The organism is Sulfitobacter alexandrii (assembly GCF_001886735.1).
GTDB lineage: Bacteria > Pseudomonadota > Alphaproteobacteria > Rhodobacterales > Rhodobacteraceae > Sulfitobacter > Sulfitobacter alexandrii.
Genome location: NZ_CP018076.1, coordinates 3,065,763 through 3,088,848, shown reverse-complemented (window position 1 = coordinate 3,088,848; position 23,086 = coordinate 3,065,763). Strand labels below are relative to the sequence as shown.

General features: G+C 60.2%; 20 protein-coding genes and 1 tRNA gene. 8 read left to right on the top strand and 13 right to left on the bottom strand.

Annotation, left to right across the window (positions count from 1 at the left end; genetic code table 11):
* Positions 1 to 7: 7 nt before the first annotated feature.
* Positions 8 to 1,102, bottom strand: coding sequence for an extracellular solute-binding protein (locus BOO69_RS15130; protein ID WP_071972932.1), 1,095 nt, complete (start codon positions 1,100 to 1,102; stop codon positions 8 to 10).
* A 109-nt stretch (positions 1,103 to 1,211) separates the two neighbouring features.
* Positions 1,212 to 2,312, bottom strand: coding sequence for an ABC transporter ATP-binding protein (locus tag BOO69_RS15125; protein WP_071972931.1), 1,101 nt, complete (start codon positions 2,310 to 2,312; stop codon positions 1,212 to 1,214).
* A gap of 424 nt (positions 2,313 to 2,736) precedes the next feature.
* On the opposite strand from BOO69_RS15125, the gene BOO69_RS15120 reads away from it, so the two are divergent.
* The 3 genes from BOO69_RS15120 to socB all read left to right on the top strand — a co-directional run bounded on the left by BOO69_RS15120 (position 2,737) and on the right by socB (position 4,130).
* Positions 2,737 to 2,812 (top strand) — tRNA-Thr (locus tag BOO69_RS15120).
* A 78-nt stretch (positions 2,813 to 2,890) separates the two neighbouring features.
* Positions 2,891 to 3,436, top strand: coding sequence for a type VI toxin-antitoxin system SocA family antitoxin (socA, locus tag BOO69_RS15115; protein WP_071972930.1), 546 nt, complete (start codon positions 2,891 to 2,893; stop codon positions 3,434 to 3,436).
* Entirely contained in the window at positions 3,420 to 4,130 is a 711-nt protein-coding gene (gene socB, locus BOO69_RS15110) for a type VI toxin-antitoxin system SocB family DNA replication inhibitor toxin (RefSeq protein ID WP_237267492.1), read from the top strand. Before socA ends, socB begins: the two co-directional genes overlap by 17 nt.
* A gap of 12 nt (positions 4,131 to 4,142) precedes the next feature.
* Here socB and BOO69_RS15105 read toward each other — a convergent pair whose 3' ends face one another.
* Complete coding sequence (locus BOO69_RS15105; RefSeq protein ID WP_071972929.1) at positions 4,143 to 4,370, bottom strand: helix-turn-helix domain-containing protein; 228 nt, start codon at positions 4,368 to 4,370, stop codon at positions 4,143 to 4,145.
* Between the two features lie 76 nt (positions 4,371 to 4,446).
* Here BOO69_RS15105 and BOO69_RS23345 point away from each other — a divergent pair, with 76 nt between their 5' ends.
* Positions 4,447 to 5,535, top strand: a complete 1,089-nt coding sequence (locus BOO69_RS23345) for a hypothetical protein (protein WP_071972928.1) — start codon at positions 4,447 to 4,449, stop codon at positions 5,533 to 5,535.
* A gap of 329 nt (positions 5,536 to 5,864) precedes the next feature.
* On the opposite strand, the gene BOO69_RS15095 is transcribed toward BOO69_RS23345, so the two are convergent.
* The 4 genes from BOO69_RS15095 to BOO69_RS15085 all read right to left on the bottom strand — a co-directional run bounded on the left by BOO69_RS15095 (position 5,865) and on the right by BOO69_RS15085 (position 10,450).
* Positions 5,865 to 8,150 carry a virulence-associated E family protein gene (locus BOO69_RS15095; RefSeq protein ID WP_071972927.1) on the bottom strand — a complete coding sequence of 762 codons (2,286 nt, stop codon included), beginning with the start codon at positions 8,148 to 8,150 and terminating at the stop codon, positions 5,865 to 5,867.
* Positions 8,140 to 8,361 (bottom strand): helix-turn-helix transcriptional regulator, encoded by a 222-nt coding sequence (locus tag BOO69_RS23115; RefSeq protein ID WP_156874947.1) that lies wholly within the window; start codon positions 8,359 to 8,361, stop codon positions 8,140 to 8,142. The genes BOO69_RS15095 and BOO69_RS23115 overlap by 11 nt, the downstream gene beginning before the upstream one ends.
* Before the next feature lie 103 nt (positions 8,362 to 8,464).
* Positions 8,465 to 9,049 (bottom strand): hypothetical protein, encoded by a 585-nt coding sequence (locus BOO69_RS15090; protein ID WP_156874946.1) that lies wholly within the window; start codon positions 9,047 to 9,049, stop codon positions 8,465 to 8,467.
* A 210-nt stretch (positions 9,050 to 9,259) separates the two neighbouring features.
* Positions 9,260 to 10,450, bottom strand: coding sequence for a tyrosine-type recombinase/integrase (locus BOO69_RS15085; protein WP_216636987.1), 1,191 nt, complete (start codon positions 10,448 to 10,450; stop codon positions 9,260 to 9,262).
* Positions 10,451 to 10,744: 294 nt separating this feature from the next.
* On the opposite strand from BOO69_RS15085, the gene BOO69_RS15080 reads away from it, so the two are divergent.
* Positions 10,745 to 11,992 (top strand): type II toxin-antitoxin system RelB/DinJ family antitoxin, encoded by a 1,248-nt coding sequence (locus BOO69_RS15080; protein ID WP_071972924.1) that lies wholly within the window; start codon positions 10,745 to 10,747, stop codon positions 11,990 to 11,992.
* Complete coding sequence (locus BOO69_RS15075) at positions 11,989 to 12,825, top strand: hypothetical protein (protein ID WP_071972923.1); 837 nt, start codon at positions 11,989 to 11,991, stop codon at positions 12,823 to 12,825. Before BOO69_RS15080 ends, BOO69_RS15075 begins: the two co-directional genes overlap by 4 nt.
* Here the strand turns inward: BOO69_RS15075 and BOO69_RS23110 are convergent.
* Positions 12,822 to 14,045 (bottom strand): phospholipase D family protein, encoded by a 1,224-nt coding sequence (locus BOO69_RS23110; protein WP_156874945.1) that lies wholly within the window; start codon positions 14,043 to 14,045, stop codon positions 12,822 to 12,824. The two genes, BOO69_RS15075 and BOO69_RS23110, sit on opposite strands and share 4 nt — an antisense overlap.
* Positions 14,046 to 14,781: 736 nt before the next feature.
* Between BOO69_RS23110 and BOO69_RS15065 the strand changes: the two genes are divergently transcribed.
* Both BOO69_RS15065 and BOO69_RS15060 read left to right on the top strand, forming a co-directional pair.
* Complete coding sequence (locus tag BOO69_RS15065) at positions 14,782 to 16,407, top strand: ABC transporter substrate-binding protein (RefSeq protein ID WP_071972921.1); 1,626 nt, start codon at positions 14,782 to 14,784, stop codon at positions 16,405 to 16,407.
* A 51-nt stretch (positions 16,408 to 16,458) separates the two neighbouring features.
* A complete protein-coding gene (locus BOO69_RS15060) occupies positions 16,459 to 17,571 on the top strand; it encodes a glycine cleavage T C-terminal barrel domain-containing protein (protein ID WP_071972920.1) in 1,113 nt (370 codons plus the stop codon).
* A gap of 2 nt (positions 17,572 to 17,573) precedes the next feature.
* On the opposite strand, the gene BOO69_RS15055 is transcribed toward BOO69_RS15060, so the two are convergent.
* From BOO69_RS15055 to BOO69_RS15035, 5 genes are read right to left on the bottom strand one after another with little or no spacing between them, the layout of a single operon-like run.
* Entirely contained in the window at positions 17,574 to 18,077 is a 504-nt protein-coding gene (locus BOO69_RS15055) for a hypothetical protein (protein WP_071972919.1), read from the bottom strand.
* Entirely contained in the window at positions 18,070 to 20,898 is a 2,829-nt protein-coding gene (locus BOO69_RS15050; protein WP_071972918.1) for a 2Fe-2S iron-sulfur cluster-binding protein, read from the bottom strand. Before BOO69_RS15050 ends, BOO69_RS15055 begins: the two co-directional genes overlap by 8 nt.
* The gene (locus BOO69_RS15045; protein ID WP_071972917.1) at positions 20,895 to 21,161 is read right to left on the bottom strand and encodes a sarcosine oxidase subunit delta; all 267 of its coding nucleotides are present in this window, start codon (positions 21,159 to 21,161) and stop codon (positions 20,895 to 20,897) included. Before BOO69_RS15045 ends, BOO69_RS15050 begins: the two co-directional genes overlap by 4 nt.
* 9 nt (positions 21,162 to 21,170) lie before the next feature.
* The gene (locus BOO69_RS15040) at positions 21,171 to 22,421 is read right to left on the bottom strand and encodes a sarcosine oxidase subunit beta family protein (protein ID WP_071972916.1); all 1,251 of its coding nucleotides are present in this window, start codon (positions 22,419 to 22,421) and stop codon (positions 21,171 to 21,173) included.
* On the bottom strand, positions 22,418 to 23,086 hold the full coding sequence (locus BOO69_RS15035; protein WP_071972915.1) for a TetR/AcrR family transcriptional regulator: 669 nt from the start codon (positions 23,084 to 23,086) through the stop codon (positions 22,418 to 22,420). Before BOO69_RS15035 ends, BOO69_RS15040 begins: the two co-directional genes overlap by 4 nt.

Here is a 23,086-nt window from a genome sequence, read left to right as displayed (position 1 = left end):
TATCAGCTTATTGTGCCAGCCAGGACTGGAACTTCGCGTCGATGTCGTCGCGATAGTCGGCCCAGAACTCGTAGTTGTAGAGGAACGTGTTCTGAGAGTTCGCCGGGTCCGTCGGCATGTGCTGCTTCATGTTCTCGGGGACCAGCGGCGCCGAGGAGGCACGGGCCGGACCGTAGGAGATGTAGTTGGCCTGATCCGCCAGACGCTTGGTGTCGGTGGCGAACTTGATGAAGTCCTTCACGCGGTTCAGCTTGGCTTCTTCCAGGCCTTCCGGGATGATCCAGCCGTCCAGGTCGAACACCTGTGCGTCCCACATCATGGCAACCGGCTGGTCCTGCTCCTCGATGACCGAATACAGGCGGCCGTTGTAGGTGGAGCCCATGAAGACTTCGCCATCCGCCAGCAGCTGCGGCGTGTCCGCACCGGCCGACCACCAGATCACGTCGTCCTTGATCGTGTCGAGCTTGGCCAGCGCCTGCTCCTGACCTTCGGGCGTGGCCAGAACGTCATAGACTTCGTCCTTGGCAACGCCGTCACAGAGCAGCGCCCATTCCATGTTGTTGATCGGACGCTTTTCCAGCGCGCGCTTGCCGGGATAGGTTTCCAGATCGAAGACCGAGCAGATATCGCTGGGCGCTTCGGCACCTTCCGGCACCATGTCCGTGCGGTAGCCGAAGGTGGTGGAGTAGACGATCTGCGGAATGTAGCAGTCGGAAACGATCAGGTCGCCGAAGTCATCCTCGGCGGAGGTGCCGTCATCGCCTTCGGCCAGCAGCTCCTCGGGATCGTATTCCATCGCCAGACCTTCGTCGCACAGGCGAATGGCGTCCGATGCCACCACGTCGACCAGATCCCAGGTGATGTTGCCCGCTTCGTTCATCGCGCGCAGCTTTGCCACGGCTTCGTTCGAGCTTTCGTCCCACACCACGTTCACTTCGGGGTGCATTTCCAGGTAGGGCTCGACATAGGCCTTCAACTGGCTGTTCTGGTAGGCGCCGCCCCAGGAGACGATGGTCATTTCGTTGGCCATTTCCTGCGCCGTTGCAACGCTTGCAACAGCACTCAGCGCTGTCGTGGCGAGTAGAGCTTTGGTGAATTTCATTTGGTATTCTCCCAATTTTTCCCGTTTTTTCAGACGAGACCAGCAACAACGGGATTGGATACCGGCCTCGTGTTCATCGCGGGCGTTGACCCGCGACATGACACGCGCACTAGGCGTCCAGTGCGCGGCAATCCTCTGCCAGCCAGCCGATCTCGACGGTCTGGCCGGGCTGCAAGCGTACCTGATCAGGTGCGTTGCGCGTCTTGACGACGAAATCATCGTTGCCGGCGACCCGAAGCCGGGTGCGGAAGATGTCGCCCATGTAGATGAATTCCAGAACCTCGGCGTTCAGCGTGTGCGCGCCCGGTTTCAGGCGGTCCTTGTCGAACTCGACCCGTTCGGGGCGGATCGATACCTTTGTCCGCTCGCCCGCCTTCGACACGTTGACGGGCATCGCATCGATCAGGCTGCCATCGTCCAGCTTCACGACCGCGAGGCCGTCCTTGATCTCCTTGACCTCGCCTTCGAGGGTGTTGTTCTCGCCGATGAACTGCGCAACGAAGCTGTTGCGCGGCTTCTCGTAGAGCTCGTCCGGCGGTGCAAGCTGCTGGATGCGTCCATCTTCGAACACCGCGACCCGGTCCGACATCGTCAGCGCCTCGGTCTGGTCGTGGGTCACGTAGACGACGGTGATCCCAAGGTTGTCTGCGATGTGCTTGATCTCGAACTGCATGTGTTCGCGCAGCTGCTTGTCCAGCGCGCCCAGGGGCTCGTCCATCAGGACGAGATCGGGTTCGAAGACCAAGGCCCGTGCGAGGGCGATCCGCTGTTGCTGGCCGCCGGAAAGCTGTGCGGGCCGGCGACCGCCGAAAGACCCCATCTGCACCATGTCGAGCGCGCGCTTCACCTTCTCCTCGCGCTCGGACTTGCTCATCTTGCGGACTTCCAGCGGAAAGCTGAGGTTTTCCGAGATGGTCATGTGGGGGAACAGGGCGTAGTTCTGAAAGACCATGCCGATGCCGCGCTTGTGCGGTGAAATGTTGTTGATCGGCTTGCCGTCCAGAAGGATGTCACCGTGGGTCGCCGTCTCGAATCCGGCCAGCATCATCAGGCAGGTGGTTTTGCCCGACCCCGAAGGCCCGAGCATGGTCAGAAATTCGCCTTTTCCAATGGACAGGTTCAGATCCTTGACCACAAGCGTTTCGCCATCATAGCTTTTCTGCACGCGGTCAAAAACGACGAAATCGCCGCTGGTGGCTGTCTCAGACAAATCGCACCTCCCCAGGTGTGTATGTTTTTCTCTGCCATTTTTGGCAATTTCGCATAGCCAACCACATGGCCCCGGACAATGCAACCGACTGATGGTGCCAAACTGTACGAACCCGAGGTTTTGACGTGTAATCAGTCGGAAAGCATGAATCGGCGCCCTTCTTCAGGGCTTTTTCCGGTGTGTTGGGGGCGTATCGGTGCTTTCGCCTTCTCGTGTAGGGCCGTGCTCTGCGGCGCGCGTTGATCGGTCTTGCACGACCGCTCCGGAACCGCTACAGGGAGGCCGCTGCGCCCCAATAGCTCAGTCGGTAGAGCAACTGTTTCGTAAGTAGCGGGTCCGCTCGTGAATGATGTTAAAAACCAGTCGCTTACTGGCGGCGCGTTGGAACTAGTAGGGCCATAGTAGGGCCGAACGAGAGAAGGATGCCGGTGTAGCTCAGCTGGTAGAGCACGTCATTCGTAATGATGGGGTCGTAGGTTCGAGTCCTATCACCGGCACCATTCTTCTTAATAAAAACAGTACCTTAGATAGACCTCAACTTGGCGCTAGGGTGTATAGTCGGGACTGGCAGGCATGGGATGAGAGCTCACGATCCAAGAGCAGTTGCAAACCTCCTTTTGGACGAGGCTGACCAGCGCGGCATTAGGGTAACCAACCTTGCTCTACAGAAGCTTCTCTACTTCGCCCACGGCATACACCTGACGCAGACCAAGCAACCCCTACTGACCGGCTACTTCGAGGCGTGGCAGTACGGTCCGGTCCATCCGTCTGTGTACCGCGCATTCAAGGAATCTGGTTCAAGTCCGATTCAGATGCGTGCCCAAGGACAAGATCCTTTGACGGGAAGAAAGCGAGAATTGGTTATTCCGGTTGAACTTTCCGTTGTCGATCTGGTGCGGCAGGTTCTGCATTCCTACGGTCGGATGTCACCCGGACGACTTGTCGATTTGTCGCACGCACCTGGCTCGCCTTGGGCGCACATCGTGGACAAAGCGCGAACTGACGTTGCGTTCGGGCTTCGTATACCAGATAATGTTATCGTTGACCGATTCCGATACCATAAAATGTCTGTAGGTGCGGAGCCCCGAGCAGGAGAACCCGATAAAGATGCGCCCTTTGCCTGATATTGACCTCGCACGTATTGCACCCCAACGGGACGATCAACAGCGGCGCAGTCTTGAGCAGATGAAGGGCGGGCGTCCGCCGTTCTCGTACAAACCGATCCGCTCATGCTTTGACGACATATTCAATATCCAGCCTAGCCTAGATTTTGGCGAGGCCAAACCGACACCGTGGCACTGCATCGAGCGCGCGCTGCTCAAGCACGCCAATTCAGAAGTCGAGTTTGAGCACAATATGCGGGTTGCAAAGGGGCTTTACGACTTCGCGACCTCGGGCAGTGTTGTGGGGCGCAGGCACGAATTCTTCCCCTTAGCGATGGGGGTTGGGCGCAAGGTCAGCTTTTGGCTGCCCATGATAGTTGCAATTGAAGATCGCCCGCACGCAATCTTCATTGAACCGCGAAGATCACGTGGATTGAGCGCAGAGGGACGACGCTTTGCCTTTTCCATGATGCACGAGCGTATCAGGGCAGCGGACGAGGATTTTGCTCATGTAGGCTTGGCTATTTTGCGGTTCGGGGATCCAGACGCAGGACGTCGCGCTGTCCGCCTCTACACGGATGAGGGGGTGGACCTCTATTCACTTGATCAACTGGAAATGATGGTAAGCCGGACTTACCAGATTTGGCGCGAAGTACTGGAAGAGCGTGAGCGTGAGGCGCGCGAGCAGCATACCGGCACCGGGCCTCTGATCTAATCCTACTTCTACCTACCGCTTCTCTTGCCCAGTGGGGTGTTCAAGTAGTGCTGCGGGTTGAACGCCAAGCGCAATAGCCAAGCGTGCCACGATAGCGATTGTGGGGTTTCGTACGCCGCGCTCAACTCCGCTGACATAGGTGCGGTGCAAATCAGCCTCAAACGCAAGCTGCTCCTGCGAGAGACCCTTGGCCTCCCGGTGCTGCTTCACGTTTCTGCCCACGACCGCTTTGATATCCATGCGGGCATAGCGCGGATATGCAGCCTATTGATCTACAGACTATGAGTCTCATTTTCATTGTCACCGGGGTCTGGATGTGCTGACTTCGAAGCACCTAGAGGATGTGACAGGTGCTATTGTGACTTCGCAAATATTACGATTTTTGATTGCCATAGCCGAACTTGGCCTGATGTTCGTCGTTTTGACGCTGATCCTGATCGCGTCGCCTTTTGCCGCGTTTGTCGCCGCGTTGGGCGTCAGTTTCGCAGGGCTTGTAGCCGCCATTACAGGACGAGGGCTGCCAAGGCTACGAGGACGGGTCAAGGGTATGTCCGCTTTCGCTGTCGCCGGGATTTTCGCGCTTATCGCCTCGCAAGCCCATGAAGCAGACCAGCGCGAAACCCGCTGGGCTGAACTCAGGCAAGCCGACCCCGAAGCATATCTTGCAGAGCTAGCACCCATCGACCAAGAACGATGGCTTGAAGAACTCAGCGAACTCCGCCCAGAGCGCTATGCCGAAGAGGTCGCGCGACGCGAGGCCCAGCGCGAGGCGGAAGCCGAAGAAGCCGCCCGCCGCGCAGAGGCGGAGGCAGCCGAGCGGCGAGAAGCCAATGCTCGCGCTGCGGCGGCAGCACAGCGATTGATAGCGGGTTCAGATGACCTTGATGAGCATCGCGCGGTGTTCGCCCGTGTTGCGGCGGAACTTGTGGAAAACCGAACATGCACCGAAGCTGAATTTGTCGAGAACGACGGTTGGGTGCGATCAACAACGTTTGAAACAAGGCAGGTCTACTTTATGTACTGCGGTGGCTCGACCGTGGCGAACCGCCTGTATTTGGATGCAGCTACAGGTGACGTGTTCCGGGGAACTGACGGACGCGAGAACCCGACTTCCGCTGCGCAAGATGATGAACGCCTCGCCCAATGCACGGGCCAGAAGGCGTCCGAAGCCTATGTCATGATCCAAGCGGACGTGCGGCGGGCGCTAGTTGCACCGTCAACCGCTGAGTTTCCATCGCGATACGGTGCGGGCACTGGTCATGCCGGAGATTGCGTGTACCAAGTGAACGGGCAATTTGACGCACAAAATGGATTCGGGGCGATGCTGAGGGGTACGTTTACAGGTACGATCCGATACTTCCCCGAGCGCGGGAGCTGGCAGACCCAATCGCTCAGCGTAAATTAGGCGCGGTGATGGTTTGGCGCGCTGGTGCAACCCATACCGGCCAACCCAGCGCAACAGGCGGGAGAGGCCCAGAGCGGGCCGCACAGGCCGTGCCGGGGGCGTGGCCTTGCCAACACCTACCACAAGCCCAAAACGCCCTGTACGCCCCTCTGTTGAGCCCCAGAAAGACGTAGGATTATTTGTCTGCCACCGATATTTTTGTAACTTGTAACCGTAACTTAGCTCGGAAGGGTTCGGAAAAGCAAAAAAGGCGGGGCACCGTAGCGCCCCGCCGGGTAAGTGCAGGCCAGTTTGGGCCTTATGTTACGTTACAAGGTACGCCCCGCCAGTCAAAACGGGGGTTCCTCGCCGCGCTGCCCGTCGAGCCGGTCGATGAGCACGATACCCCCGTCGATCCGCCGGGCGATATACTCGACCTTGCGCTCGTCTGCGTTGCCACGCGCGAACCCCTTGCGATGGGCTTTTTCCCGCCCCCCGAGGTCATGCAGGCGGTGGGTGCCATAGTCCCACCCCAGCCCGGCCATGACCGCCTTGATCCGGCGCGTGTCCATCGGTGACATACGGGCCGTGTCGAGGCCGAGAAGGAGCTTCACGCTGTCCATGGATACCCGGCCTTTGGTCTCACCAAAGTTATCCTCTAGGACGTCCTCGTAAGCGTCCTCGACCATACGCCGACCCTGCACCTTCTTGGCAGCATCCCACAGAGGCGGCGACAATGTTATCGACTCACCCGCCGCCTCCCGCACGACCGCTTCGGCCCAAAGCTGATCAACGTCAGCGGAAAAGCGCCCCAAGTCGATCTGCCCGACTGTCACCGGCCAGATACGGCGATTGCCAGTCAGGTCGCGAAGATACGCCAGTTCATTGGTCGTACCCAAGATGATGCAGTGACGGCGAAACTCCGTGGCGCTGCGAGCATATGCGGGGCGAAACTTATCGATGGCGGTGCTCAGAAACTTCTTCAAGCTCTGGCCGGTGGTCTTGTTCATGCCGTCCAGTTCCTGGCACTCGACAATCCATGCACTGGTCAACAATTCTGCCTTGGTCTTGTCGTCGCTCTTGAGGTCAAGACTGCCGCAGAACCACTCATCCCGAATTGCTAGGCGCTGGGCAATTTGGGATTTGCCCGCACCTTGCGCACCTTCAAGCACCAACATCGTGTCGAATTTCACGCCCGGCTGCTTGATACGGCGCACGCCCGCGATCAAGAGCTTGCTGCCAAATTCGGCGTTCAGCTCGTTGTCGTCTGCACCACAGTAGACCGCCAGCCACCTGTCGATACGCGCCGTCCCGTCCCACACCAGCCCGTCAAGATATTCCTCGACAGGGTGGTATTGCTGCTCATGTGCGACCGCGAGCAATTCGCGCTTTACGTATGTCGGTGCCGCGAAGAAATCCAAGTCGCGGATGAACGCGCTGGACAGAATTTCCGCGATATCGTTCAGGTCGCGCCCATCTAGGCCGTAGCCGCGAAACTCGTCCGTTTGCGTGAACTTGTTGCGCTGGGCATCGACACCCACCACCGCCAGCGCGTAGCGGATGTTCTGCGGTAAATTCTTGATGGGGCGACCGTCCTCATCACGGATCGGCCAGCCGCCGGTACGCACCTCAATCGCGGCCATAGCACGCACCACCTGACGGTGGCCGTAGGCGAGCGGGTTGGGGTTGTCGAGCACATGGGCGCTGATGCCGAACTCAGGCGACACAATGATCGACAAGACGTGCCCCGGTTGCATCCCTTTTCCAAGCATCCAGAAAATGGCGGCATATACCAGTTCCGAACGGGATACGTAGGTCTTCCCCGGCGGATTGTTCCCGGTCATGATCGCTTCGACCCATTCCGGTTCCGGCGGCAGCACTTCGTAGAGATGGTCGGGGAGCGGGAGCGGTTCGATTTCGACCGGAGCGATGGCCATCTCCGAGGGCTTGGCAATCTCCTTGGGCACCTTCACCCGGAAGTCACCGACCGCGTAGGTGCGGGGCGGTTTGGTCAGGTCCATCGGCTCGAAAGTCCACGCCAAGGCAGGTTCACGGCCATCCGCGCGTTTCTTGTCATTCAGCCAGTTCATGGTCCAAGGCAGGCGCAACAACCGGTCGGCATTATGCGTCCCCGGTCCGCCCTGAAGTACAAACAGCAGGGCTTTGTTGAGTTCCTCGGCCATCTGGATGTCCAGCGGCTCATCCAGCTTCCACACCGCCTGACAGCCGCCACCCGTCTCCCAGATGGCGGACGGCAGCGGCACCCCTTTCGGGCGCTTCTTGTCGTCATGCAGAATGCCGATGACGAAGTCGGCCTTCTCGTCTTCATCACCGGGGTAGTCCTTGTAGTCGAGATCGACGTGCAGAAAGCGCACAGCGGAAAGGTTCTCTTTCTTGCGCGTGCCCTCCAAGAACTCGGCATTCGGCAGGAAGTAAATGTTGCGTTGGACATCATCCACGTTGCCGGATGCGACGAAGGACACGGCCTGTTCGTGGTCCGATAATCCGAATGCCTTTGCCTTCGGCTTCGCCTTGCCCCGGCTTGCCATAGACTCAAGGTGCAAGGGGGCCTCCGAGGTCAGCCAGCGGATGAACTCGATTGCGCGAGTCGGGTCGGGTTTCAGATTACTGGGCATCAGTGCCTCCTTTCGGATCGCACATCATGCCGGAAAGCCAATTCTCAACATCACTACGGCGGTACAGAACCTTTCCGGTGCGACGGCCAGTTTTGGAACGAATGAAGCGCGGACCGTACCCCAAGATACGACCTTTTTCGAAATAGCTTGTACTGAAGCCCGTTATCGCGGGGAGTTGCTTGGTCGTTAAGAGTTCAATTTGAGCGGACATTGTGCCCTCCTTTTGTCATCGGTTGATGACGAGGACACTCCTGCCAACGGGCCGCACAAAGTTGCGAAAGAAAACCTGATTTTTACGCAACCCGGTTGAAGTGCTAGCGCTCGACCTCCACCCCATTCTTTCGGAGAATCTCGCAAATTTGATCAAGGGCTTGGGCTTCTAGCGACTCGGCCACGTAGTCATGTTCGACAGCCTGATAGGTGAAGTATTCGCGGTAGTTGACTTCATGACCTTTGCCCTGCTTCCTGTAGTAAGTGCCGCTGAACTTTTCCCGTAGACGGTCGTAGATGCTCTTGCGCGCCTGCTCATTCGGAGGATTGAAGAATTTGTCAGTAGCTTCCTGTGCAAGCGTTCGGTCAGAGCGTTTTCGGGGGAGTTTAGTGGGCTTATTTTCCTTGCGCTGCTTCATAAGCAGGAGAAAACGATTGCCTTTGTCACTATGGCGTTCCTGAGCCATGAATCGCAGCGCGGGTAAATCGCCGTCTTGCGCAACGGTTTCGACCTTGGAATCCTCGCCGGTAAGGGCGCGCAAGGCAATGTTGAGGCGCGTCTCCGGCGTATCCTGCCCAACAGGATGAGCATTAATAATTGCTATCAGCAGCTTCTCCAGGAAAGTTCGGCCAAATTGCGTCCCGATTGCATACTCCTCTCCAGCGATGTACGGAATTTCGTCGTCCACGTAAAAAGCTCCAATCAAATAGGTGCGCTGCGAAACTGCATTAGTCCCTCGACACGCGCGCGCGAGGGAGCAACCGGATGAACACCAGTTATAGACATTCATTTCTACAAGAATATGGCCAAAATGGCCCCAGATTCCGCCAGAGCCGGGTGGGCACAACACCTGCTACCGCGCCCAATCGTTCATGGGGCGGGGGGCATTCTAGCCGGTTCAGGGGCGCGGTTCTTTCAGTTCAAGGATGCGTTTGGCTACCAGTTCCACGGGCTCGCGCAGGCGCTCGGCGTTCACCACGATATAGCCGCCGGTCACGTCACCGTTGGTGCGGTGGTTCAGCAGGCGCTTGAGCGCGTAGTAGGGCACATCGAGGCTTTCCGCGATGGTGATGAAAGTCCGCCGCAGGTCGTGCAGGGTGAAGCTGACGCCGGACCCGGCCGACACGCGCAGCAGGAACTTCTTGGTTTCGACCAGATGGCCGCTCTTGCCCGGTCCCGGAAACACCCAAGGCGAGCCGTTGTTGCGTGCCCAGCGCTCGCTCAGCAGGTCGGCCAAAAAATCGGATAGCGGGAGGTGCAGCGGATCGCCGTTCTTCGTGGTGGGCAGGTGCAGCACCTTGCTGTTCAGATCCACATTCTCCCAGCGAAGCTTGGTCAATTCACCCCGGCGCATACCGGTGAACAGCGCGGTCAGCAGGAAGTCGCGGGAGTATTCCGGCTCCGCCATCACGGCTCCCCACCATGCGGGCAGGTCCAACGCGGTAATCACTGTCTGACGCCGCCGCTCCTTATACCATGCGCGCGCCTGAGTCAGAATTTGCACCGGGTTCGGCGGGAAGTCGTCTTGGGTCGCGGCAACGAAATTATAGATAGACCGGAAGTGCCGCATCACGTTGTTGGCCGTGGTCTCGCCATGCTTCTTGCCAATGTCCTGATGCTTTTTCAGCACCATCTGGCGGGTGATCTCGTTCAACGGCTTCTTACGCCACGACTTGAGGTACAGGCGCTCGGTGCGTTGGTAGTGGCTGACAGTATGCGCTGACAGGCTGCGCACCTCCAAGAAGCGTTTCAGCGCCAGTTCCAGCGTCACCTGTTCGGCAGCCTCTTGGCGCTTTTCGGCGTTTGGGTCATGCCCGTCAGCCATGTCCCCCAAGATCGTCAGAGCCTTCTTGCGGGCAACCTCGGGGGCAAAGACGTCGGCGCGGCCAATGGTGACGCGCCGCGTTCGCCGGTTCACCTGCCCCTCGGCAAAGAACACCTTGGATTGCGCGCCGACACGCAGCCCAAAGCCGGGGAGCATCGTGTCGCGGTACAGAACCTGCCCCTTCTGGGCAAAGGGGATTTCGTCAATTGCGCGGCGGGTAAGACGTAGGCTGGGCATCGTGACCTCCTTCTGGCCACGCTCCATTATAGGCACGCTTCGAGAAAAAGCTCGACTTTTCATCACGTTATGAAAGAGAGGGAGGAGGTGTGCGACAGAGTGAAAGTCTGTCCTAAACCTTTGTGTGTGGATGGCCGTTAACGCCCAGCTTCCAAGACGCCTTAACCGGTTGAAACGCCGGTTTTTGCCTTGACGTATCCTATGGTCGACCGGAGGTGGCTCCTTGGCTCCCAGTGTGGAGAATTGCCAATCTCTCGATGTGCTACATTGTACTTCACAATGGTTCGTGGCATATAGCTCGCAACGAGAACAGGGGCAGATATGACGACAAAGCCTACAACCACAATTCGTATCGACCCAGATGTTAAGCGGCTTGCCGGCGAGGTCTTCGACGAGATTGGCATAAGCATGTCCGCCGCAATCAATACCTTTTTAAAAGCGGTGGTTCGTGAGGGTGCTATGCCATTCGAAATCAAAACCGAGCGCCAAAAATCAAAGATGAAATCTGGTAATGTGACACTCAATCGCGCGTTCATTGTCAAGAAAGATGAATTCTATACACAGTACGACGACGTAGCTAGAGAGATGGTAAAGCATCGCGAGCAGCTCAAAGATAAAAGCATACTTTGTAATTGTGACGATCCATTCGAGTCAGCCTTCTTTCGGTTCTTTGCGCTCAATTTCGAAAAACTAGGCATTTCCAAGCTCGTATCAACGTGCTTCAGTGGCTCCACATTTGCTGGGCGCGAATATCCGCTGGAGCAAATGACCGGAGCTTACAAAGCAGTTGTAACCAAAGTACCTAATGACCCGTTGCTGAGACCAGATGGGTCGCTGGATTTAGAGACCTTGTTTTCCATGCAAGGAAACTCCCTTGAGCGTCTAAAGGGCGATGGAGATTTCCGCTCAGACGAGTGCGAAGCGTTGCTTAGGGAAGCTGAAATAATTGCAACGAATCCACCGTTCAGTCTTTTCCGAGAGTATATCACTCAACTGAAACGTCACGAGAAACGATATATCATTCTCGGAAATATGAATGCCGCAACGTACAAGGAGGTCTTTCCGCTCTTTCGTGACAATAAGGTCTGGTACGGAGAAACCATCCGCTCTGGGGATCGCAAATTTTATGTTCCAGATGACTATCCGCTAAACGCTGCCAATTGTGGTTTGGACGAAAAAGGACGGCGCTTCATCCGAGTCAAAGGTGTGCGCTGGTTCACCAACTTGGACACTAAAAGGCGGCATGAACCAATATCCTTGACGTGCCGCTACACACCGGAGGATTATCCAGCTTACGAAAATTACGATGCAATCGAAGTTGGCCGTACACAAAATATTCCGATCGATTATAATGGGTTAATGGGCGTGCCAATTACGTTCTTAGACAAATACAGTCCAGACCAATTTGAAATCGTTATGCTTGCCAATGGCAACGCACGTACCAACGTGCCCCCTGAAACCTTGGAAAAAGTGAAGTACCGACCGCACCCCGAGGACAGAGGAGGTGTTGGCATAATCAACGGCAAGCGCTCCTATGCTCGAATTTTGATCCGTAGGAAATCGTCGTGAGCGACCTAATGCGCGTACCCTGCGCATTTCAGGGCGGCAAGCAGCGTGTGGCGGCTCAGATCGCCGATCTTCTTATCGAGGCTGCTCCAGGGCCATACTCTCAATTCTATGATCTGTGTTGCGGGTCTGGAGCAATTTCAATCGAGTTAGTCAACAGGGGAGTGGACCCCTCGCGTATTTGTATGCTCGACATTAGCTCATGGGGGGCGTTCTGGTCCGCCATAGGCTCAGGTAAGTTCAACATGGACGCTTTTGATAAATTTTTGTCCGAGTTGCCGGCCGATAAACGCGATCTCAAAATTCACATGTCGAGCCTAGCCACGCTTCCACTATTTGAATATGAAGCGGAACTATATCCTATACTACAAGCCTGTTCTTTTGGTGGAAAACAAATTTGGCGAAAAGGGAAAAGCTGGGCGAATGCCTGCTTCCGGGACTACTGGGAACCAACTGCAACTAGTGTACGCCGCAGCCCAGCAAATCCGATGCAGCCGTCTCCGATCGAATTGCGTCGTCGGGTCACCGCCCTAGTGAATGGAATGAAAGGCGTGACCTGTTTCAAGACGGATATTATGACGACACTCAGTGACCCCTTGCCGAACGATGCTGTTGTGTATGTCGATCCACCATATAAAAGTACAACGGGTTATGCGTTTGGCTTCGATGTGAGGTCTTTTATAGATCGCTTCCGGGCTGTGAATCAGGCGCCGTTATTCGTATCTGAGGGAGTACCCCTAAATTCCAAAGCCGAATTGCTTAATTTCGGTGGGGCAAAAGGCGGTATTAGCGGGATACGAAAAGGGAAACACCAAGAATGGATAGCCCGATTTTAAAGAATTCCAAGCAGCCTAGCCTGCCCAGAAGATCCGTTGCGAGCCAAGATACTTGATGCCGCCTTAAAACTTTCAATCTGAGAATCCGGAAAAACAGACATGAAGTAATAATCATCTTGTATTTTGGTAAAGGTGATTACCTTTTTAACCAAATAGTGCCCCGCATCATTTTTCCTAAATGCTTCAGTGATCCCCACTTCAGAAGGACTGGTTCCCTTGATCTGGAGCCGCCACGTCCCGTTCGCATGCTGTCCGCTGGGAAAAAGTATCGTGTTGCCTGTATAATCAACTCCATCGAAGTTTATGGTTATATCTTTGCTCTTGTCGGTAGCATCAGGGTCCAGCCCGAAAAACTCGACTGCTCCACGCATGAATTTTGGGTCGCCAAGATCGAAAGCGGTGCCACGAGGGTCCCCGCGCTCAACTAACGACTTCATTGATAAATCCAGGATATTTCGCGATCCCCCAGTCATTTTCCTGGTCTCAAACCAAATAGTCGGACCTTCGTCACTCGGTAAAACAGAGATGGATTTTGGCGGGGCCGCTATGGGTGCTGCACTCTCTTTTTGGGTGCCCGCGATGCTAGGTAGCTTTACTGAAACACCCTTCCCGAAAAGAGACTTATGAGTTTCATTATTTTTGTTGTTTTTCGCCCGGTGGATTCGTTCCGCGACTTCCTTAACCACATAACCATGTTGAAGCAGCTCTTCGATGTCGTCTTTCTTGCTTATCAACATGAACGAATCATTGAGAGATTTTAGCTTGCCGAAATATTCGTCTAGCTCCTTTGAGATGTTCGTTTTGTCGGTGCTCGGTTCGTCAATAGAGACTAAAACTGAGCTCTCGAAGTTCGTCCATAGGCCGCCGCCAGTCATATTGTGTGAGCCTACAATAGCGAATCCTTTCCGCTCTCCTAGAAACTGGTAGATCTTTGGATGGAAAGTTTGGGATTTTTCAGCATGGACCACATTCAATGTGTCAGTGTGTAGTAGCAAAACTTGAAGAGCCTCGTACGATGTCCCGCCGAGATCGACTCCAACAAACGCATTTACTTTTCCGCCTCGCTTTCTGAAACCTTCAAGAGAATCTTTTACTCTAAGAACGCCGCTGTTCTTCGCAAAAGCAACTGCGAAATTAAGGGTATGGTAGTCTTCTGATTCCAGCAATTCAATCAGCCGGTTTCCCAGCTGTCCACTGAAAGGCTGGCTCATGAGTTCCATTAAACTATTCCTTCGTAGTCAATTTTCGATGCAAACAAGACGCAAACACCATGTCTGGTTGAGAGTATGAGGTTGAAGTTCCTTGCTCAACCCCAACAAGTTGCGTTCGCGGCGTTGTACGGAGCTCATTTGCTGTAGAGAGGCTTCGTCACGCGAGGGCCACCCCCGCCTAACCTCGCTATCGCCGTGCTTGGGGCGGGGTGTGGGGGTTGCCTAGAGCGAAGGGCCTATGAGCCACCCCAGCACGGACTTTTGTCGGATTAGTAGGGCAAACCGAATTCTGTAGGGGATTAGTAGGGGAGCGGGGTACAAACGGTAACGGGCGGGTGCGACGCCGTGCAAGATCACGCCTCAAAAATTGCGTTTCGTACCAGAGTGTTGTAAGGAACGAGCAGGTACAGTGCGCCCGCGTGCAACACGGTCCACCAAAACCGCAAAACAATTCGTAAATAGTAGGTCGGCGGTTCAAGTCCGTCTTGGGGCACCACACTTTCCTCCACTTCCCGAGGCCGTGCCCGCGTTCCGTGGAATCGGATGTATCAAGAAAACTGCAAACCGCGCAGTTCTTGCCATCCTTATTCAGCGTGCCTTGTCCGCTTTCCACGTGATGCGCGTCTGCCAAAGGTGCGCACGTCCCCGGTTCGTCAAATTCATTGACGCAAGGGAAAAGCGGGACGATCCTCTTTCCTAGACACTAGTGTCCACGAATCAAGAAAACATTCAACGGGAGAAGAAGATGGAACACCGCAAGATCCACCGTGCCGCGCGGCTCTACGCGGAGGAATACCGCGCGGGTCTCATGGACCGGCGCGAGTTTCTCAGCAGGGCCACCATGCTGGGCGTCTCGGCCTCGGCGGCATATGGGCTGATCGGGGTGGCGATGCCGACCCAGGCGCGCGCCGAAGCGCAGAAGGGCGGAACGCTGCGCGTCAACATGGAAACCAAGGCGATGAAGGATCCCCGTCTGTGGGACTGGACCGAATACGCCAATTTCTGCCGCGGGTGGCTCGATTATCTCACGCTGTTCAACCGCGACGGCAGCGTCACCGGCAGCCTCGTGGAAAGCTGGGAAGCCAATGACGACGCCACGCAGTACACCCTGAACCTGCGTCAGGGCGTCAAGTGGAACAACGGCGACGACTTCGGTGCGACCGATGTGCTGCACAACTTCGAACGCTGGGCCGATGGCAACGTCGAAGGCAATTCCATGGCGTCCCGGGTCGAGGGCCTTCAGGATCCGGACAGCAAGACGCTGCGCGACGGCGCGGTGGAAATCGTGGACGACCACACCGTCCGCCTGAACCTGAGCGCACCGGACATCAGCATCATGGCCGCCCTGTCGGACTATCCCGCGGCTGTCGTGCACCACAGCTACAATGGCGCCGACCCCGTCGCGGAACCGATCGGTACCGGCGCCTACCTGCCGGAAAGCTACGAAGTCGGGGTGAAGGGCGTGCTGGTGCGCAACCCCGATCACGATTACTGGCGCGAAGGCGGCTGGCTGGACCGGATCGAGTTCCTCGACCTCGGCACGGATCAATCCGCGCTCGTGGCGTCCGCGGAAAGCGACGAGATCGACCTGACCTATCGCACCGACGGCGACTACGTCGAGGTCTTTGATTCCATCGGGTGGGAATCGAGCGACGTGGTGACCGCGAACACCCTCGCGGTGCGTTTCAACGAGCTTGCGGCACCATTCGACAACAAGGATGTGCGCAAGGGCATACAGCTTGCCGTCGACAACGCGGTCGTGCTCGAACTGGGGATCGGCGGCCTGGGTCTGATCGGTGAGAACCACCATGTCTGCCCGGTCCATCCCGAATATGCCGAGCTGCCGCCGATGGCATTCGACCCCGCGAAGGGGGCCGAGATGATCGCCGCCGCCGGCCACGCGGATACCGAGCTCGAGCTGATCTCCGTCGATACCGAGTGGCAGAAGAACACCTGCGACTCCGTGGCGTCACAGCTTCGGGATGCGGGCATCAACATCAAGCGGACCGTCCTGCCGGGCGCGACATTCTGGAACGACTGGACGAAGTATCCCTTCTCGGCCACCGAATGGGGGCCCCGGCCGCTGGGGATCCAGATCATGGCGCTGGCGTACAAGTCGGGCGCGGCCTGGAACGAGAGCGCGTTCTCCAACGCCGAATTCGACAGCCTGCTGGAACAGGGCCTGGCCATTGCCGATGCGGATGCCCGCCGCGAGATCATGGCGAAGATGGAGAAGATCCTTCAGGACGAGGGCGTGCTGATCCAGGCTTACTGGCGGTCCGTCTTCAACCATTCGAACGGCAAGTTCGCGAATGTCGATGTGCATCCCTTCTATCAGCTGGACCTGCATGATATCCACCTGAAGGCATGACCATGACGGGGGCGGCGCTGTGCGGCGCCCCCGATTCCGACGGAGGACCGCGTGACATTCCAGATCCACATTGGCGCGAATGTTCGCAAGTCCGCCTATTTCGATGCGACCGTGGCCGATGGGGTCCGGTCCTTCTCCGTCTACAATCACATGTACATTCCGGGGCACTTCGGCGACCCCGAAGGCGAATACGACAGGTTGCTGAACGGTGTCGCACAGTGGGATGTGGCCGCGCAGCGGCAGGTCGAACTGGCGGGCCCTGACGCGGTGGCGCTGGCGCAGCTTCTGACCCCGCGCGACCTGTCGTCGCTGACCGTGGGGCAGGGCCGCTACGTGCCAGTGTGCGACCACGAAGGCATGGTCATCAATGACCCTGTTCTGCTGAAACTTGGCAAAGACCGCGTGTGGCTTTCGGTCGCCGACAGCGATCTGCACCTTTGGGCCGCCGCCATCGGGGCGGAGCGCGGTTTCGATGTATCGGTACGTGAACCCGACGTTTCGCCGATGGCGATACAGGGGCCGAAGGCGATGGACGTGGCCGCGGCGCTGTTCGGGGACCACGTGCGCGACATGCGGCCCTTCGCCTTCGTCGAGACCGCGCTCGATGACATTCCGCTGGTGCTGGCCCGTTCCGGCTGGTCCAAGCAGGGCGGCTTCGAACTCTACCTGATGGACGGCGCCAAGGGCAACGCGCTTTGGCAGCGGGTTCGCAAAGCGGGCGAGCCGTGGAACATTGGCCCCGGCGCGCCCAACGATAGCGAGCGGATCGAAAGCGGGCTGATCTCGTACGGTGCCGACATGCGGCGGCAAGTTGTCCCGGCCAACCCCTTCGAAATGGGAATGGGCAAGATGGTGTCGCTCGACAGCCACGACTTCATCGGTCGTTCGGCGTTGCGCCGGATCGCGGATGCCGGGATCGCGCGTCGGCGTGTCGGCTTCTTTGTCGAGGGCAGTCCGGTGACCGGGCTCGAGGCGCCGGTGGCCTTGCGGCGTGGCGCGACCGATGTGGGCATCGCGACGGACATCGCGTGGTCCGGCAGGCTGGACGCCTCGATCGGGCTTGGCCTCGTGGAGGTCGGCATAGGGGATGACGACACCGGCCTGACCGTCGCGCTGCCCGAGGGATCCCGGCCCGTGCGCCTTGCGCCGCTGCCGTTCCTCTGAGATCAGATCACCTGCGCCAGCCGGCCCAGGTACGACCAGAGCGCCGCGGCCTCGGGGGCCTGAACCCGCAGGCTGAACCCATCCGGTGCGCCACTGACCAGCACGCCGATCCCGGCCAGGAGAATCGCGGCGGATGGAGAGGTGCCTTCGGTGCCCGTGCAGGCTGACAGCAGGTCGGGCGCCCGCGGCCCGTCGACGGCAATTTCGACATAAAGATCGTCGGCGGCGGAGGCCGCGAAGCCGTCCTGCCAGCCCTCGACGCCGAGGGGGGCGTCAGTACACAGCAGCGCACGGTCCCGCGCGACCCGCAGGGCGAAGGGCCGCCCCGGTGCCTGTTCCAGAAACCCCAGTATGGGCGCGCCCGGCGACAGGGCGGTGATCGCTGCGGCCAGATCGCCCGAGACGAGCGTGGCGCCCGCCGCGGGCAAGCACCGGATGCGCAGCCCCGTTTCCGACATCTCGTCCCCCGGAACGGGGGTTGCGGTTGTCCAGTCCCGCTCATCCATTAAGGCGCTCTCCCTTCGGGTCCAGGGCGCAGGGCGGGGCGACCCGCGCGCGCCGGGTTTCGCCAAGGTGGAACACCGTGACGTCCTGCCCCATCAGGTGTCGCCCCCCCTCGATCATCGCCAGGGCGATGGGGCGCTGCAGGAACGGGCTGTGGTAGCTTGAGGTGACGAAACCGGCGGACCGTCGCCGCTCCCCCGGGGCCAGAACGTGTGCACCGGTGGCCAGCGGGTCGCCCTCGACCTCCAGTCCGACAAGTTGCCGCCGGTCGGTGCGGGCCGCTTCCGGTGTGAACAGAGATCGCCCCCCGACGTATTGGTCCTGCCGCCTGTTGCGCGGACCACCCCAGCCAAGATCCTGTGGCATGGTCACCCCGTCCGTATCCTTGCCGACAAGGATGAAGCCCTTCTCGGCCCGCAGGATCATCACGGCTTCCATCCCGATCCAGCGCGCATCCTGCGCGGCGCGCGCGGCGTCCAGCGCCGCGTGCAGCGCAGGACCGTGCCGGGCTGGCACCGACAACTCCCAGGAGGCGTCGCCGGTGAAGCTCACCCGTGCGACCCGCAGGGGCGCGTCCTTCCATTTGACCTGCGCCACGCCCATCGGTGGCAGGTCGGGCAGGGGCAACCCGGATCCCTCGATCAGCGCCCGCGCCGCTGGCCCCGACACCGTAAGGGTCACCCACTGCGCGGTCACGTCATGCAGGAAGACCCGGTCGGGATCGAACCTGTCCTGGCGGGCCTCTTCCAGCATCAGGCGGACGGAGCCCACGTGAGAAGAGGACGCCGAGACGATGAAGCGGTCTTGCGCCAGCCGCAGCACCACGCCGTCGTCGTGCACGATGCCGTTTTCCGCCAGCATGAAACCGTAGCGGGCGCGCCCCGGTTCAAGCGTCGACATGGCGACGTAGCCGCAGAAATCCAGAAGATCCGCCGCCCCGGGGCCCTGCACCTCGATCTTTCCGAGCGGCGAGGCATCGAAAATCGCCGCGGATTGTCGTGCCGCAAGCGCTTCGGCCTGTGCGGCCCGCGCTTCCACCTCGCCGTAATGGGCAGGGCGCAGCCAGCCACCGTATTCCCGCAGTCGCGCGCCGGACGCACTGTGCCGGGGCTCCAGCGCCAGCCGCTTCGGCGGGTCGAAGGTGTCGCCGCGGCGCAGACCCGCGATAACCGAAAGGGGAACCGGTGCGAACGGTGGCCTGTAGGTCGTCGTTCCCGTCTCGGGAATGGTTCTGCCGGTCAGCGCGGCCATCGCGGCGAGACCCGCGAAGTTGGCGCTGCGGCCCTGGTCGGTCGCCATGCCCAGTGTCGTGTAGCGTTTCAGGTGTTCGACCGAACGAAAGCCTTCGCGGGCGGCCAGGCGCACGTCCTTCAGCGTCACGTCGTTCTGTGGATCGATCCAGATGCGCCCCCGGGCGGTGGGGTCGGGGCGTTCGGGGGAAATGGCCCAGGCCTCGCCGGTCGCGCGGGGGGCTGTGCCGGTGCCGCCCCCGGCCGCGTGCCCCTGTTGCAGCGCTGCGGCAAGACCGAAAGCCCCGTTCGCGGCACCCACCGTGCGAATGTCGGAGGTCGCGGAGCGGGGGATCAGGGCGTCGATGGCGCTGTCGAAGTCCAGCTTGCCCCCCGCCTGGCAATGAAGATGGACCGAGGGCGTGAACCCGCCGGATACCAGGATCGTGTCGCAGTCGATGTGCTCGCCCTCGACGCTTGCCGCGCCGACCTCGCGCAGCCCGCGGGCCGCGTCGATCCTTGCGTTCCGGATGAGCCGGACACCCTCCGGCGCCTGCGGTGTCTCCGGCCGCGCATCGACGAGCGTCACCTGGCAGCCTGCTGCCGAAAGCGCCGCGGCGGTGGCGTAGGGGGCATCGTTCGCGCAGCCGACCACGATCCGCTTGCCCGCCACCGCACCGTAGAGGTGCAGGTAATGAAGCGCCGCCTCGGAGGACATGACGCCGGGCAGGTCGTTGCGCGCGAACCAGAGCGGGCGTTCGATGGCGCCAGCGGCCAGAACCACCTCGGCCGCGCGGATGCGCCAGTGGCGGTCGGGCAGGCCGTCGCGCCGTTCCCAGGCCGCGAACATGCCGTGATCGAAGGCGCCCCAAAGGGTCGTGTCCGTCAGCACGCGGCCGCCGGCCTCCTCGATCCGCGCGGCGGTCCGGCTGGCGAACTCTTCCCACGGGGCGCCGTCGATCTCGCCGCCGCGCCAGCGCAGGCTGCCCCCCGGCTTGCCTGCCTCGTCCACCAGCCATACCCGGCGACCTGCCGTCGCACCGGCATGGGCGGCGGCAAGCCCCGCCGGCCCCGCGCCGATCACCAGAAGGTCGCAGGAGACATGCCGGCCGGGGCTCTGCGCGGGCGGTTGATGGGCGGGGTCCAGCCTGCCGAGCCCCGCCATGCGGCGGATCATCGGCTCCCAGCGCATCCAGCCGAACGCCATGAAGGTCTTGTAGTAGAAACCGGCCGGCAGGAACCGTTGGGCCAGATCCATCAGCGCGAACCGGTCCCGTGCGGCGTCAGGTGCCGCATTGACGGCGCGCAGGGCCAGACCCTCGCGCAGCGCCATCGTCGTCGCCCTGACGTTCGGCGTGGTCAGGCCGTCCTGCGTCACGTCGAGGATCGCGTTCGGTTCTTCCCCGCCCATGCCCCAAAGACCCCGGGGACGGTGATACTTGAAGCTCCGACCGAGAATGCGGGGCCCGCCCGCCAGCAGCGCCGATGCCAGCGTGTCGCCCGCGAAGCCGGTTAGCCGTTGCCCGTCGAAGGAGAAGGACAGCGGGCGTGTCCGGTCCACCGTGCCAAGCGAGGGGTGCCGCCAGCCGATCATGCCCGCCGTCCCGGCAGGGCTTCGGTATCGGCCACGTCCCGCGTCACGGTATTCCGGGTCATCACGAAGAACTCTCCGCAAGTCAGGTGTACCCAGACCTCGCGCGCGTGGCCCTTTGGCGCATCGGTGCCGTAGAGATGATCGGCCCAGGCGGCATCGGTCACCTCGGGCGCCGGTTCGGGGCGTACCTTGGCGGCCTCCGCGGCAAAGTGGAATTCCGTCTCGTCTCGGGGCCCGCAGAAAGGGCAGGTGAAGCGTTGCATGTCGACTCCTCAGTGCGCGATGCCGGAGCCTGCCGCCTCGTCGATCAGGCGACCCCGCGCGAAACGGTCCAGATCGAAGGGGCGGCTGATCTCGTGGTGCGTGCCGGTGGCCAGCAGGTGGGCCAGCAGCCAGCCCCCTGCGGGAATGGCCTTGAAACCGCCCGTGCCCCAGCCGCAATTGATGAACAATCCTTCCGGTCCCACCGGCCCGATAACCGGCGAACTGTCGGGCACCACGTCGACCACTCCGGCCCATTGTCGCAACAGCTTGAGCTGCCCGAAGGCGGGAAACATTTCCAGCAGGCCCGACGTGATGGTTTCCTGACTTGGCAGGTTGCCGCGCTGGCCATGAGTGGGCACCCGGTCCAATCCGCCGCCGAAGACCAGCTCGCCCTTGTCGGACTGGCTCAAGTAGGTGCCCGTGCCGAGGTACAGCAGCACCGTGTCGAGCATCGGTTTCACCGGCTCCGACACGAAGGCCTGCAACGCGTAGGTGTGGATCGGCAGGCGGACGCCGGCCAGCGCCGCGAGGCCGGGCGTGGCGCCTGCGGCCGCGATGCCCAGCCGGTCGTTCCTGATCGGGCCGAGGGTCGTCTCCACCCCGGCGATGCGGCCGCCCCTGATGTCCAGACCGGTCACGGTGCAGTTCTCGATGATGTCGACACCGAGGGCGCTGGCGGCACGGGCATAGCCCCAGGCCACCGCGTCATGCCGGGCGACCCCCGCGCGGCCCTGCCACACCCCGCCGAGACAGGCAAACCTCGCGTCCGCGGTCTGGTTCAGCAGCGGCAGCCGCTCTCGGGCTTCCGCGCCGCTCATGAGGGTGCCATCGACCCCGTTCAGCTGCATCGCGTTGGCGATCCGGGTGCAGATTTCCATCTGCATCGGCGTGTGCGCGGCGATCAGCATCCCGCGCTGCGAGAGCATGATATTGTAGTTCAGCTCCTTCGACAGACCCTCGTAGAGCCGCAATGCGAAGTCATACAGCGCGACGCTTTCCGGATAGAAGTAGTTCGATCGGATGACGGTGGTGTTCCTGCCCGTGTTGCCGCCGCCGATCCAGCCCTTCTCCAGAACGGCCACGCGCCGCAATCCATGAACCTTTGCAAGGTAGTACGCGGTGGCCAGACCGTGCCCGCCCCCGCCCACGATGACGGCATCGTAGGCCGGTTTCGGCGTTGCCTTGTCCCAGGCGGGCTGCCACCCGCGATGCCCGGACAGGCCCTGCCGGAAAAGCGTGAAGCCGGAGTACCGCATCATGCGATCCCCAGGGAATCCACGGTATCGAGAAAGCGGCGCATCGCCATTGCGTCCGGCTCCTGACCGGTGAAGCCCTTGAGGTAGGGACCGATGCGGTCCAGCCGCTCCGCGATGGGTTCGCGCACGTCAAGCGCGTGATAGCCAAGTTGCATGAAATAGAGAATCCGCGCCCTCGCATCCGCCTCGCGCGGGTCGAAGCCGTGTGCCGCGAACATCGCGGTGACGGCCTTCAGGCGCGCGGCGTCCGCGGCATCCACGCGGGCGCGCAGGACCTCGTCCCGCCGGGCCCATTCGCGCACGGCGAAGTCGAGCCCGCTGTCGAACCGGGCCCCGTCCACGAAACACAGAAAGAAATTGCAGACCCCTTCGGTGATGTTGGAGGCGGGCCGGGCGCATTGCGTGGCGATCGACGCCGTGTTGCGGGCTTCCCATTCCTCCAGCAGCGCCTGCAGCAGGTCATCGCGGTTCCGGAAGTACCAGTAGAAACTGGAACGCGAGACCTCCATGCGCGATGCCAGTGCCAGCACCTTGACCTGCGCCACGCCATCGCGGACCAGCGTGTCCCGCGCCTGTGCGAGCCAGTCTTCGCGGGTGACCTTGACGTGTCCGCCAAGCGGATCGCGGCTGGGGTCGTCCCGGTGCAGCAGGGGGGTACCGTCGTTCAT

What these genes read in the sequence shown, in the direction of transcription:
- BOO69_RS15130 (WP_071972932.1), bottom strand. Translation starts at nt 1,102, where the DNA reads ATGAAATTCACCAAAGCTCTACTCGCCACGACAGCGCTGAGTGCTGTT.
- socA (WP_071972930.1), top strand. Translation starts at nt 2,891, where the DNA reads ATGAGAGCTCACGATCCAAGAGCAGTTGCAAACCTCCTTTTGGACGAG.
- socB (WP_237267492.1), top strand. Translation starts at nt 3,420, where the DNA reads ATGCGCCCTTTGCCTGATATTGACCTCGCACGTATTGCACCCCAACGG.
- BOO69_RS15105 (WP_071972929.1), bottom strand. Translation starts at nt 4,370, where the DNA reads ATGGATATCAAAGCGGTCGTGGGCAGAAACGTGAAGCAGCACCGGGAG.
- BOO69_RS15095 (WP_071972927.1), bottom strand. Translation starts at nt 8,150, where the DNA reads ATGCCCAGTAATCTGAAACCCGACCCGACTCGCGCAATCGAGTTCATC.
- BOO69_RS23115 (WP_156874947.1), bottom strand. Translation starts at nt 8,361, where the DNA reads ATGTCCGCTCAAATTGAACTCTTAACGACCAAGCAACTCCCCGCGATA.
- BOO69_RS15085 (WP_216636987.1), bottom strand. Translation starts at nt 10,450, where the DNA reads ATGGAGCGTGGCCAGAAGGAGGTCACGATGCCCAGCCTACGTCTTACC.
- BOO69_RS15080 (WP_071972924.1), top strand. Translation starts at nt 10,745, where the DNA reads ATGACGACAAAGCCTACAACCACAATTCGTATCGACCCAGATGTTAAG.
- BOO69_RS23110 (WP_156874945.1), bottom strand. Translation starts at nt 14,045, where the DNA reads ATGGAACTCATGAGCCAGCCTTTCAGTGGACAGCTGGGAAACCGGCTG.
- BOO69_RS15065 (WP_071972921.1), top strand. Translation starts at nt 14,782, where the DNA reads ATGGAACACCGCAAGATCCACCGTGCCGCGCGGCTCTACGCGGAGGAA.
- BOO69_RS15055 (WP_071972919.1), bottom strand. Translation starts at nt 18,077, where the DNA reads ATGGATGAGCGGGACTGGACAACCGCAACCCCCGTTCCGGGGGACGAG.
- BOO69_RS15050 (WP_071972918.1), bottom strand. Translation starts at nt 20,898, where the DNA reads ATGATCGGCTGGCGGCACCCCTCGCTTGGCACGGTGGACCGGACACGC.
- BOO69_RS15045 (WP_071972917.1), bottom strand. Translation starts at nt 21,161, where the DNA reads ATGCAACGCTTCACCTGCCCTTTCTGCGGGCCCCGAGACGAGACGGAA.
- BOO69_RS15040 (WP_071972916.1), bottom strand. Translation starts at nt 22,421, where the DNA reads ATGATGCGGTACTCCGGCTTCACGCTTTTCCGGCAGGGCCTGTCCGGG.
- BOO69_RS15035 (WP_071972915.1), bottom strand. Translation starts at nt 23,086, where the DNA reads ATGAACGACGGTACCCCCCTGCTGCACCGGGACGACCCCAGCCGCGAT.